Source organism: Streptomyces sp. CB02980 (assembly GCF_014451325.2).
GTDB lineage: Bacteria > Actinomycetota > Actinomycetes > Streptomycetales > Streptomycetaceae > Streptomyces.
Window position 1 is genome coordinate 95,372 of sequence record NZ_JACSCH020000009.1, and the last position, 12,558, is coordinate 107,929.

10 protein-coding genes are annotated in these 12,558 nt (G+C 73.6%); 8 read left to right on the plus strand and 2 right to left on the minus strand.

The features are described 5' to 3' along the window. Positions 1-62: 62 nt before the first annotated feature. Entirely contained in the window at positions 63-557 is a 495-nt protein-coding gene (locus E0F75_RS20205; protein WP_187623940.1) for a GNAT family N-acetyltransferase, read from the plus strand. Here E0F75_RS20205 and E0F75_RS20210 read toward each other — a convergent pair. Beyond that, positions 554-1,438, minus strand: a complete 885-nt coding sequence (locus E0F75_RS20210) for a hypothetical protein (protein ID WP_187623941.1) — start codon at positions 1,436-1,438, stop codon at positions 554-556. The genes E0F75_RS20205 and E0F75_RS20210 overlap by 4 nt on opposite strands. 172 nt (positions 1,439-1,610) lie before the next feature. Between E0F75_RS20210 and E0F75_RS20215 the strand changes: the two genes are divergently transcribed. Further along, positions 1,611-2,378 (plus strand): trypsin-like serine protease, encoded by a 768-nt coding sequence (locus E0F75_RS20215; protein ID WP_374115418.1) that lies wholly within the window; start codon positions 1,611-1,613, stop codon positions 2,376-2,378. A gap of 208 nt (positions 2,379-2,586) precedes the next feature. Here the strand turns inward: E0F75_RS20215 and E0F75_RS20220 are convergent, their stop codons facing one another. Beyond that, positions 2,587-4,347, minus strand: coding sequence for a beta-galactosidase family protein (locus E0F75_RS20220; protein WP_187623943.1), 1,761 nt, complete (start codon positions 4,345-4,347; stop codon positions 2,587-2,589). Positions 4,348-4,465: 118 nt separating this feature from the next. On the opposite strand from E0F75_RS20220, the gene E0F75_RS20225 reads away from it, so the two are divergent. From E0F75_RS20225 to E0F75_RS20250, 6 genes are all read left to right on the plus strand, one after another. Next, the gene (locus E0F75_RS20225) at positions 4,466-5,353 is read left to right on the plus strand and encodes an AraC family transcriptional regulator (protein ID WP_187623944.1); all 888 of its coding nucleotides are present in this window, start codon (positions 4,466-4,468) and stop codon (positions 5,351-5,353) included. 11 nt (positions 5,354-5,364) lie between these two features. After that, complete coding sequence (locus E0F75_RS20230) at positions 5,365-5,721, plus strand: chorismate mutase (RefSeq protein ID WP_187623945.1); 357 nt, start codon at positions 5,365-5,367, stop codon at positions 5,719-5,721. Beyond that, positions 5,721-6,707 (plus strand): asparaginase, encoded by a 987-nt coding sequence (locus E0F75_RS20235; RefSeq protein ID WP_187623946.1) that lies wholly within the window; start codon positions 5,721-5,723, stop codon positions 6,705-6,707. Before E0F75_RS20230 ends, E0F75_RS20235 begins: the two co-directional genes overlap by 1 nt. Positions 6,708-6,813: 106 nt before the next feature. Then, complete coding sequence (gene pepN / locus E0F75_RS20240; protein ID WP_187623947.1) at positions 6,814-9,297, plus strand: aminopeptidase N; 2,484 nt, start codon at positions 6,814-6,816, stop codon at positions 9,295-9,297. Between the two features lie 472 nt (positions 9,298-9,769). Then, the gene (locus tag E0F75_RS20245) at positions 9,770-11,149 is read left to right on the plus strand and encodes an aminotransferase class V-fold PLP-dependent enzyme (protein WP_187623948.1); all 1,380 of its coding nucleotides are present in this window, start codon (positions 9,770-9,772) and stop codon (positions 11,147-11,149) included. After that, complete coding sequence (locus E0F75_RS20250; RefSeq protein WP_187623949.1) at positions 11,146-12,558, plus strand: lysine N(6)-hydroxylase/L-ornithine N(5)-oxygenase family protein; 1,413 nt, start codon at positions 11,146-11,148, stop codon at positions 12,556-12,558. Before E0F75_RS20245 ends, E0F75_RS20250 begins: the two co-directional genes overlap by 4 nt.

The following is a 12,558-nucleotide window of genomic DNA, read 5'->3' on the forward strand; positions in this document are numbered from 1 at the left end:
GGCTCCCCGCCCCGTCTCCGGTCCCGTGGCCCGCTCGTACGCCTGTGCCAGAATCGGGCCGCATGACGCACGATCACGATCACGGTCGGGACGGCGCGACGCTCAGCGTCGGCCACGGGGACACCGCACTCGCGAAGGCCCTGGAGCAGGGGCTCGACGCCTTCAACTTCGCGGCCACGAACACCACCCCCGAGGACCAGGGCGAGCTGTCAGTGAAGGCGGTCGACGAGAACGGCGAGCTGATCGGCGGGCTCACCGGCTGGACCTGGAGCGGCCTCTTCGGCATCGACATGCTGTGGGTCCGCGAGGACAGCCGGCAGGACGGCTGGGGGAGCCGCCTCCTGCGCGCCGCCGAGGGCGAGGCGCGGCGGCGCGGCTGCGACCGCGCCACCGTCTCGTCGTTCACCTTCCAGGCCCCGGACTTCTACCGGCGGCACGGCTACGTCGAGACCGGCCGGGTGCTCGGCATCCCCGGCGGCGCCGAGGACGTCCACTTCCACAAGAGCCTGGTCCAGGCCCCGCCCGGGAACCAGGGGCCGCCCCCTTCGGAGGGCTAACCCGCGCACTCCAGCACCGTCCGGCACACCCCGCACCGGGCCTTCAGCGCCCGGCCCGCCGGGATCCGCAGGCGCTGCCGGCAGACCGGGCAGAGGAACGAGACGCCGGTCGCGGGCGCCCCGCCCGTGAAGGCGTACGGGGCGCCCTCGCCGGCCCGGCCCCGGCGCCGCTCCCAGCCGTACCGGCGGCGCTCGGCCCAGCCCGCCCCGGCGAGCGGCGGCGCCGCCCGCTCCCGGTCGGCCTCGGCCCGGCCCCGTACCCAGGCCTCGTACGCCACCGCGCTGGTGAACCACGGTGACGGGTCCTCGCCGAACACCTCGGCCCGCTTGGCGAGGACGTAGCCGAACTCCTCCGGGGTCAGATAGCCGAGCTTCTGGCTCTCCACACCGTCCTGCCGGTACGCGTCGAGCAGCAGCCACCCGGCGCCCAGGTACGTGGTGACCACGTCGGTGAGGATCTCGTTCTCCGCGGTCCCGGGGAAGCCGAGGCCGAGCCGGTGCAGCAGGACATGGGTGATCTCGTGGGCGAGGGCCGCGCCGATGTCCCGGCGGCGGGTCCGGAAGCGGTCGTTGAGCTCCACGAAGTACTCGGGCCCCGCGGCGAGTTCGACGGCCGCCGCGTGCTCCATCGGCCGGAAGCTCACCACCAGGCGCGCCTCGGGCAGCCGCAGGTGCCGGACCAGGGCGCGGGCCACCCGCTGGGTGCCGAGATGCAGGTCCTCGTCGTCCCCGAGGGCCACGTCGGCGGGCGGCACGCTCGTCGGGTGGCGGTGTACGCCGTCGGGGGAGAGGCGCCGGTAGAGCGCGGTGAGTGAGGCCCCGACGGTGGCGCGGTGCGGAAAGCCGTGGGCGACGCGGTCGCCCTCCTGACGGTTCGGCATACGGGACCCCCCCTCTGGCCCATTTTACGGTCCGGTGCGGTGTGGCTGAAAAGGCTTCCTTGTGGGGGCAGTTGAGAGTTGTCCATAATCCGGACATGACTTGACGGGCGCATGTCATCGCCTGTCGAGGCAACCCCCCATGAGAGAAGGCAGACACGTGAATCAGAACCGAATGGTCCGTGCGCTCCAGAAGCTCGCCGCGGCCGGCGCCGTCGTCCTGGCGGCCGTCAGCCTCCAGCCCACCACCGCCTCCGCCGCCCCCGCCCCCGTCGTCGGAGGCACCCGCGCCGCCCAGGGCGAGTTCCCCTGGATGGTCCGGCTCTCCATGGGCTGTGGCGGCTCGCTGATCACCCCGCAGGTCGTCCTCACCGCGGCCCACTGTGTGAGCGGCTCCGGCAACAACACCAGCATCACCGCCACCGCCGGAGTCGTGGACCTGCAGAGCAGCAGCGCGATCAAGGTCAAGTCCACCAAGGTCCTCCAGGCCCCCGGCTACAACGGCAAGGGCAAGGACTGGGCGCTGATCAAGCTCGCCAGCCCGATCACCTCGCTGCCCAACCTGAAGATCGCCGAGACCACGGCGTACAACAGCGGCACCTTCACCGTGGCCGGCTGGGGCGCCGCCCGTGAGGGCGGCGGCCAGCAGCGCTACATGCTCAAGGCGAACGTGCCGTTCGTCTCGGACGCCTCCTGCCAGAACTCGTACGGCAGCGACCTCGTCCCCGCCGAGGAGATCTGCGCCGGCTTCAGCCAGGGCGGCGTCGACACCTGCCAGGGCGACTCCGGCGGCCCCATGTTCCGCAAGGACAACGCCGGAGCGTGGGTCCAGGTCGGCATCGTGAGCTGGGGCGAGGGCTGCGCCCGCGCCGGCTACCCGGGCGTCTACACGGAGGTCTCGACCTTCGCCTCCGCGATCAAGTCGGCCGCGGCCACGCTGTAGCGGATCGCAGATCGCATGGACAGGTGCCCCGGAGCGGCCTCGGCTCCGGGGCACCGTCGCGCGCCCGGCCCCCTTGCCCGCGTGAAGGCTCGGACTGCCCGTGCGAAGGCTCGGGGGCCGCCGAGCTCGACGCCCGGCTCCCTTGCCCGTGCGAAGGCTCAGGGGCCGCCGAGCTCGACGCCCGGCCCCCCTTCCCGGTGTGAAGGCATCAAAGGACGCCGAGCTCGACGCCCGGCTGCCCGGCCCCCTCCAGCTCCAGCGCCCACACCTCGTTCGCGCCCTCCCGCAGCACCGGGCCCGGCACGAACAGCGCGTCCTGCGGCCCCGCCGACCAGTACCGGCCGAGGCAGAAGCCGTTCACCCACACGAAGCCCCGGGCACCGCCCGGCAGCCGCAGCCACGCGTCCCCCGCCCCGGTCACCTCCAGCGTCCCCCGGTAGAGGCCCGGACCGCTCCGGTCCGCCGCCGGCTCGAAGCGCACCTTGTCCACGGCCGCCGCCTCGAAGGCGTCGAGGCGCAGCGCCCGGGACCGGAACCCGTGCAGATACTGCCGCTCGTGCCGTACGCCCCCGGTGATCCCCTTCGGCTCCGCGAGCCGCGGCCCGTAGTTGACCCGGCCGAGCGATTCCACCCACAGGTCGACGACCGCCGGACCCGCCACCGGCTCGGGCAGGGACACGTCCTCCCCGTCCGTCGTGTCGAGCACCCCCGCCGGGGCCCCGTCGACGTACACCACGGCCCGGTCCCGCAGACCCGTCACGCCCAGCGGATACGGCTGCCGCGGCCCCGGCACCGCCACCCGGTAACGGACCAGGCCCCGGTCCACACCGAGCTGCTCGAAGGTCGGCGGCACCGGTGTCACCGCCTCCTCGTCGCCGAGCACCTCAAGGACCGTCTCCGGCGGAGCCCACCCGTCGAAGGCGCCGGACACCGGGCCCGCGAGCCGGGCCGGGGGCTCCGGGACCTCCGGCAGCGGCCCCTCCGCGTACGCCGAGAGCACCTCGCGGAAGCGCCAGAACTTCTCCGTCGGCCGCCCCGCCTCGTCCACCGGCGCGTCGTAGTCGTACGAGGTCACCGTCGCCCGCAGCGGCCCGTCGTGCAGGTCACCGGCCCGGTTCGCGCCGGCCCGGCCGCCGAAGTTCGTGCCCCCGTGCGCCATGTAGACATTGACCGAGGCCCCGCACTCCAGGATCTCCCGCAGCGCCTCCGCCGCGTCCCCCGCCTCCCGCACCGCGTGCTCCGTGCCCCAGTGGTCGAACCAGCCGCACCAGAACTCCATGCACATCAGCGGCCCCGACGGCTGGTGGCGCCGCAGCGTCGCGAAGCCCTCCCGCGCGCCCGAGCCGAAGTTCGCCGTCGCGAGCACCCCCGGCACCGAGCCGCCCGTCAGCATGTGGTCCTCGGGACCGTCCGAGGTGAACAGCGGAACGCTCACCCCACAGCCCCGCAACAGCTCGGCCACCCATTCCAGATAGCCCCGGTCGCTGCCGTAACTGCCGTACTCGTTCTCCACCTGCACCAGGACCACCGGCCCGCCCCGGTCGATCTGCCGCTCCACCACCTGCGGAAGCAGCCGCCGGAACCAGTCCTCCACCGGGGCCAGGAACTCCGGGTCCAGGGTCCGCACCCGCCGCCCCAGCGGGCCGGTCAGCCAGTGCGGCAGACCGCCGTTCTCCCACTCGGCGCAGATGTACGGCCCCGGGCGCACGATCGCCCACAGGCCCGCCCGCGCCACCGCGTCCAGGAACCGGCCGAGGGCGTCCGCGTCCGCGTACCGCCCCGGCTCCGGCTCGTGCAGATTCCAGGGGACGTACGTCTCGACGCAGTTGAGGCCCATCGCACGCAGCATCCCGAGCCGGTGCTCCCACTGCTCCTCGTGCACCCGGAAGTAGTGCAACGCCCCCGACAGGAGGCGCACCGGCCGACCGTCGAGCAGAAAGTCCTCGTCACCCACAGCGAACGTGCTCATGGCCTCACCCTCGCCCTCTGGCGGCGAAGCGGTCCATGGACAAAGATCGTCGCAGTTTGGACGTTAGAGCCCGCCCGGTCCCGATCCGCCGGAGGGGCCTGGGGAGGGGCACCACCGCATGTACCACACCTGGATGCGCTACTTCACGCCCAGCCCCGTCCACCACCGCCTCGGCCTCGTCTGCCTCGGCGTCGGACTCCAGCACGGCACCCTGCCCACCGTCGGGCCCCGCACCCTCGACCACCACGTGGCCGTCGTCGTCTCCGCCGGCAGCGGCTGGCACCGGGGCCCCGACGGGCGCCGCACCACCGTCACCGCACCCGCCCTCCTCTGGCTGACCCCCGGCACCCCCCACCACTACGGCGCCGACCCCGGCACCGGCTGGGACGAGGCCTTCGTCGACTTCTCCGGGCCCGCCACCGCCACCTACACCGAACTCGGCTACATCGAACCCGACCGGCCCGTCGTCCCCCTCGCCGACGCCGCGCCCGCCCGCGCCGCCATCGGCCGGATCGCCCGCGCCGCCCGCGCCGGCAACCCCCTCCTGGAGGTCGAGACCGGCGCCGCCGTCCACGAACTCCTCGTCGCGCTCCGCCGGGCCCGCGCCGACACCAACGCCGACGGCGACCCCGTCCTCGCCGCCCTCGCCCGCGACGCCTTCCAGCCGCTCTCCGTCGCCGAACACGCCACCCGGCACGGCATGACCGCCGCCGAGCTGCGGACGGCCGTCCGCCGGGCCGCCGGGTGCAGCCCCAAGGACTACCTGCTCACCGTGCGTCTCGGCCGCGCCAAGGAACTCCTCGCCGCCACCGAGCTGCCCGTCGCCGCCGTCGCCCGCCGCGTCGGCTACGACGACCCGGCCTACTTCTCCCGGCTCTTCACCCGCCGGGTCGGCACCGCCCCCATCCGCTTCCGCGAGCAGCAGGGACGGTCGGTGCACGGCGGCTGGAGCAACACCGTTCCGGATCCCGAACACCCGCCCACGATCCTCCCGAGATCCGTCTAAGCTCGCAGATCATGAGTGAGTCCCCGCGCCCCCACCAGCCCACCTCGTCCCCGGCCCCGGCCCCGTCCCAGCCCGACGAGGACGTACGGGCCGAGCTGACCCGGCTGCGCGAAAGCATCGACAACATCGACGCGGCGGTCGTGCACATGCTCGCCGAGCGCTTCAAGTGCACCCAGCAGGTCGGCGTCCTCAAGGCCGAGCACCAGCTGCCGCCCGCCGACCCGGCCCGCGAGGCCCGGCAGATCGCCCGGCTGCGGGAACTCGCCGGGAGCGCGAAACTGGACCCGGCCTTCGCGGAGAAACTGCTGAACTTCATCATCGCGGAGGTCATCCGCCACCACGAGACGATTGCGGACGGAGCACGCTGATGGCCCGCGTCACGGTCTTCACCCTCGGAGGGACCATCTCCGCACGAGGCGGTGACGCGGCCCGGATGAGCGGCCAGGAGGTCCTCGCCGAGCTCGGCGGCGACCACGACGTCGTGCTCAACGACTTCCGCCGCGTCCCCAGCTCCACCCTCACCCACGCCGACCTCGCCGCGCTCGCCGCCGAGGTCCGCGCCACCGTCGCCGCGGGCTCCGGCGTGGTCGTCGTCCAGGGCACCGACACCCTGGAGGAGACCGCCTTCCTCCTCGACCTGCTCTGCACCACCGAGCAGCCGATCGTCGTCACCGGCGCCATGCGCCGCCCCGACCTGCCGGGCGCCGACGGCCCCGCCAACCTGGCCGCCGCGCTCGCGGTCGCCGCCCACCCGGCCTGCCGGAACCTCGGCGTCCTCGTCGTCCTCGCCGACGAGATCCACGCGGCCCGCCTCGCCCGCAAGACCCACACCACCTCCGTCGCCACCTTCGCCTCACCCGGCGCGGGGCCGCTCGGCACGGTCGTCGAGGGCGAACCCCGCATCCTGCTCCGCCCCGCCGTCCAGGCCGCGTTCTGCCCGCTGAAGCTCGACCCCGAGGTACGGGTGGCCCTGGTGACCCTCTCCCTGGGCGACCGAGGCGAACTCCTCGACGCCGTCGACCACCGCTTCCAGGGCCTCGTCGTCGCCGCCTTCGGCGCCGGCCACGCCCCGGCCCCGCTCGTCGAGCCGCTCGCCGAGATCGCCCGCCGCATCCCGGTCGTCCTCGCCTCCCGCACGGGAAGCGGCGCGACCCTCTCGGACACCTACCGCAGCCCCGGATCCGAGTACGACCTGCTGCACCACGGACTGATCCCGGCCGGCCCCCTCGACCCCGCCAAGGCCCGGATCCTGCTCCACACCCTGCTCTCCAGCGGAGCGGCCGGCCCGGCCGGCTACGACCGCCCCCGGATCACCGCGGCCTTCGCCCACCTGAACGGCTCAGGACTCGCCTGAGAACGGCGGGAAACGCCCCTGAGGACGTACCCGGAGGGCGTACCCGGAGGAGGTCCGGACCCCACCACCCCTGCCCGACGCCGAAGGCATCGGGCAGCATAGGGCCATGTCCGTACTGACGCGCGACGAAGCGCAGACCCGTGCCCAGCTCCTCGACGTCCAGCACTACAGCGTGGACCTCGACCTCACCACCGGCGACGAGACCTTCGGGTCGACCAGCCTCATCCGGTTCACCGCCCGTACCGCCGGGGACACCTTCGTCGAGCTGAAGCCCGAAACCCTGCACTCCGCCCTCCTCGACGACGAGCCCCTCGACGTCGGCGCCCTGGACGGCAACCGCCTCCCGCTGCGCCTGAGCGAGGGCGAGCACGTCCTGCGGATCAGTACGACCATGCGGTACTCCCGCACCGGCGAGGGCATGCACCGGTTCGCCGACCCCAGCGACGGCGAGTCGTACGTCTACACCCAGCTCTTCATGGAGGACGTCCAGCGCGTCTTCGCCGCCTTCGACCAGCCCGATCTCAAGGCCGTCTTCGAGATGGCCGTCACGGCCCCCGAGGGCTGGACCGTCCTCGCCAACGGCATCACCGAGCAGCAGCCCGACGGCCGGTGGCGCTCCGCCGCCACCCCGCCGCTCTCCACCTACTTCGTGTGCGTCGCCGCGGGCCCCTGGCACTCGGTCCGCACGGAGCACGCCGGGCTGCCCTTCGGCATCCACTGCCGCCGCTCCCTCGCCGCCCACCTCGACGCCGACGCCGACGAGATCCTCGCCGTCACCAAGGCCTGCTACGACCGCTTCCACGAGAAGTTCGACGAGCCGTACCCCTTCGACTCGTACGACCAGGCCTTCGTCCCCGAGTTCAACGCGGGCGCCATGGAGAACCCCGGCCTCGTCACCTTCCGCGACGAGTTCGTCTTCCGCTCCGCCGTCACCGTCACCGAGCGGCAGACCCGCGCCATGGTCATCGCCCACGAGATGGCCCACATGTGGTTCGGCGACCTCGTCACCCTGCGCTGGTGGGACGACATCTGGCTGAACGAGTCCTTCGCCGAGTACATGGGCTACCAGACCGTCAACGAAGCCTGCTCCGACCTCTTCCCCGACACCTGGGTCGACTTCGGCGTCACCAGGAAGGCCTGGGGGTACGAGGCCGACCAGCGGCCCTCCACCCACCCCGTCGCCCCCGACCCGGAGGCCGTCCCCGACACCGCCTCCGCCCTCCTCAACTTCGACGGCATCTCGTACGCCAAGGGCGCCTCCGCCCTCCGCCAGCTCGTCAACTGGCTCGGCGAGAAGGACTTCCTCGCCGGCATCAACATCCACTTCAAGCGCCACAAGTTCGGCAACGCGACCCTCGCCGACTTCATCGACAACCTCGCGGCCGCCACCGACCGCGACGTCCACGCCTGGGCCGAACAGTGGCTCCGCACGACGGGCGTCGACACCCTCACCCCCGCCCTCACCGGCGAGGGCCTCCGCTGGAAGCTCACGATCGACCGCGAGGGCAGCCGCCCGCACCGGGTCGCCGTGGGCCTCTACGACCGCGACCCCTCCGGCGAGCTCGTCCTCCGCGAGCGCCGCGAACTCGACGTACCCCAGGCCGAACCCGCCGAGCTCACCGGCCCGCGCCCCGCCCTCGTCGTCCTCAACGACCAGGACCTCACCTACACCAAACTCCGCTTCGACGAGGCGTCCGAGGAGTCCGCCCTGCGCGGCATCTCGCGCATCCCCGACGCACTGACCCGCGCGGTGATCTGGAACGCGATGCGCGACATGGTCCGCGACGGCGACCTCCTCCCCGCCGACTACCTGGACGTCGCCCTCGCGCACCTCACCGAGGAGACCGAACTCGCCCTCGTCCAGGGCGTCCTCGGCTTCGCCCGCACCCAGATCGCCGACCGGTACCTCGCCGAGGAGGAGCGCCCCGCCGCCCTCTCCACCATCCGGCAGATCGCCCGCGCCCTGCTGCGCCGCACCGAGGACGGCGAGGCGCCCGGTCTGCGCCTCACCGCCGTCCGCGCCCTCATCGACAGCGCCACCACCCCCGACCAGATCACCTCCTGGCTCGACGAGGGCACCGTCCACGGCGGCCCCGAGCTCGACCCGGAGCTGCGCTGGCGCATCCTGGCCCGTCTCGCCGTCCTCGGCGCCACCGACGAGCCGACGATCGCGGCCGAACTGGAGCGGGACCCGAGCGCCACCGGCCAGGAGGGCGCGGCCCGCTGCCGGGCCGCGCTCCCGACGGCGGAGGCGAAGGCGGCGGCCTGGTCGGCCCTGTTCGACACGGACGACCTCTCCAACTACCTCTTCACGGCCACGGCCCAGGGCTTCTGGCAGCCGGAACAGGCGGAGCTCGTACGCGAGTACGTCCCCCGCTTCTACCCGGCGGCCATCGCCCTGGCCGCCCGGCGGGGCGCGGCCATGGCCGAGGCGGCGGGCCGCTACGCCTTCCCGTCGTACGCGATCGACCGGGAGTCCCTGGCCCTGGGCGAGCGCCACCTGACGGACGAGATGATCCCGGCGCTCCACCGCAAACTGGTCGACCAGCTGGACGACCTCGACCGAGCCCTCAAAACCCGCGAGTCCTGACCCGACCGCCCCCCGCCGCACTCCACTGAGCGTCGCCCACCCCGCTGGACGGCGCCCACTCCGTCGTGGGCACGCGCCCCGCTGGACGGCGCCCCCGCCCCCGTTGTGGGCAGACGTTCCGCCGGGGCGGTGCCCACCCCCACCCCCGTTGTGGGCATTCGTTCCGCTGGGGCGGAACGGGTGGGCACAACGGAACGGCGCCCTTTGCCGGGCCTAGGCTTCCGCGCCTGAACCCGCACCACAGGTGCGGCGCACAGTCGGGTGCGGGTCCAGGCACAAGGGGCGGAGGCGCCGCCGAGCGCGCCGTCCCGTGTGCCCACCCGTCCCGCCCCAGCGGGACGATTGCCCACACGGAGGTGGGCGGGGTGGCGGGCGCCAGCCGCACGGGGGCAGGCGACGGTGGGTCACCCGTTTGGGTTACAAGCATCGACTCTCCGGACATACCCCCACAACCCCCGGCACTCTGTCGTCCATGCGTGCCGAACCCCCACCCCTCGCCGCCGATCCCACCGCCCTGAGCCGCCTCCTCGGCACCACTCTCGACGCCCTGCGCGAAGGCGCGCAGATCCGGGGCGGCCCCCTCCCGGCCGGCGGGCCGGAGGCCGTGGCGCGGCGGGTTCGGGAGGTGCTGGGGGAGCCCCTGCCCGAGTCGGGCCAGGACCCGCACGAGGCACTCCGCACCCTCGTGCGGGTCCTGGCGGAGGGGGCCGCCGACCCCGCCCACCCCCTCTGCGCCGCCCACCTCCACACCCCACCCCTCGCCCTCGCCGTCGCCGCCGACCTCGCGGCCTCCGCGCTCAACCCGTCCATGGACTCCTGGGACCAGGCCCCCGCCGCCTCCGCGATCGAGGACCGGGTCACGGCCGCCCTCGCCGCCGAGGTCTTCCCGGACGCCACGAACCCCGACGCGCTCGTCACGACCGGCGGCACCGAGTCCAACCAGCTCGCCCTGCTGCTCGCGAGGGAGCGCCTCGGCCCCACCGTCCGCACCGTCGTCGGCGCGAACGCCCACCACTCCTTCCAGCGGGCCGCCTGGCTCCTCGGCCTCCCGGAGCCGGTCGTGGTGCCCACCCCGCGCGGCACCCTGGACCCGGCCGCCGTCCACGAGACAATGACCGCCCTCACCGGCCCGGTCCTCGTCGCGGCCACGGCCGGAACCACCGACGAGGGCCTCATCGACCCGATCCCCGCCCTGGCCGACCTCTGCGACGAGCGGCACGCCGACCTCCACGTCGACGCCGCCTACGGAGGCCCCGTCCTCTTCAGCCGTACCCACCGCTCCCTCCTCGACGGCCTTGCCCGCGCCCGTACCGTCACCGTCGACCTGCACAAACTGGGCTGGCAGCCGGCCGCCGCCGGACTCCTCGCCGTACGGGACACGGCCGACCTCGCCGTGCTCGGGCACACCGCCGCGTACCTCAACGCCGACGACGACACCGAGGCCGGCCTCCCCGACCTCCTCGGCCGCTCCCTGCGCACCACCCGCCGCCCCGACGTCCTCAAGACCGCCGTCACCCTCCGCGCCCTCGGCCGCACCGGTCTCGGCGAGCTCGTCGACGCCTGCATGGACCGGGCACAGGAGCTGGCCGACCTCGTGGAGAAGGCGCCGGGTCTCGACCTGCGGGCCCGCCCCACCCTCACCACCGTCCTGTTCCGGCCGAACGGCCCCGGCGTCACCGACGAGACCGTCGCCGCCATCCGCCGCACCCTCCTCGCCGAGGGCCGCGCCGTCCTCGGCCGCGCCGAGGCGGACGGCCGCCTCTGGCTCAAGGCCACCCTGCTCAACCCCCACGCCACCCCCGGCGACCTGGCTCAGCTCATCACCCTCGTGGAAGGCAGCGCGCACCGATGACCGGCAGCACACCCCAGGACGACCTCGACCGCCCCCACGATCTCGTGGGCGTCGGCATCGGCCCCTTCAACCTCTCGCTCGCCGCTCTCGCGCACGGTGTCCCCGGCGGGCTCGCCGCCGCCTTCTTCGAGCAGAAGCCGGCCTTCCACTGGCACCCGGGCCTCCTCATCGAGGGCGCCACGCTCCAGGTCCCGTTCCTCGCCGACCTGGTGACCCTGGCCGACCCGGCCAGCCCGTGGACCTTCCTCAACTACCTGAAGAGCCGTGAGCGCCTCTTCCCGTTCTACTTCGCCGAGAAGTTCCACATCCAGCGCGCCGAGTACGACGCCTACTGCCGCTGGGCCAGCGAGCGGCTCCCCGGCCTGCACTTCGGCCACCAGGTCGACTCGCTCCGCTGGAACCCCGAGCGGCGTCTCTTCGAGGTCGACTTCACCCAGATCGACCCGGACGGCGAGGCCGAGGCCCTGGGCCGCGCGTACACACGTAACGTCGTCCTCGGCGTCGGCACCGAACCGTACGTCCCCGAGCCGCTCAGGCCGCTCGCCGACGCCCCCGGTGTCCCCGTCTTCCATTCGGCCGACTACCTCGCGCACCGCGAGACGCTCCTCGCCGCCGGGCACGTCACCGTCATCGGATCCGGCCAGTCCGGCGCCGAGGTCTTCCTCGACCTGCTCCGGGCCCGCCCCGCCGGGGCCGAGAGGATCCACTGGCTGGCCCGCACCGAGGCCTTCGCGCCGATGGAGTACTCCAAGCTGGGTCTTGAGCACTTCACCCCGGACTACACCCGCTACTTCCACTCCCTGCCCGAGCCGGTACGGGGCGAACTCATGCCCCGGCAATGGCAGTTGCACAAGGGCATCGACGCCGACACGATCGCCGCCATCCACGACGAGCTGTACCGCCGGACCCTGCACGGCGGCTGGCCGGACGCCGTCCTCACCCCGGGCGTCCGGGTCCGTACCGCCGGCCGGGTCGCCACCACCCAGGTCGAACTGCACCTGGAGCACCTCCAGCAGGGCACCCGCTCCCGGCTCACCACCGACGCCGTCGTCCTCGCGACCGGCTACCGGGAGCGTCCCGTGGACCGGATGCTCGCCGGGCTCGACCCGTACCTCCGCCACGACTCCGCCGGGCGCGCCCGGGTCGACGAGCGGTACCGGCTCGTCCTCGACCCGTCGGTGACCGGCGCCGTGCACGTACAGAACGCCGAGCGGCACACCCATGGCGTCGGCGCCCCCGACCTCGGTCTCGCGGCCTGGCGGAGCGCGACCATCCTCAACTCGATCACCGGCAAGGAGCCGTACCCGCTGCCCCGCCGCACCGCCTTCACCAGCTTCGGCCTGGAGACACGAGAGGCGCCGAGCATCCCGGCCCAGGGCCAGAAGCTGACGCCTCTCGTACAGCAGTGA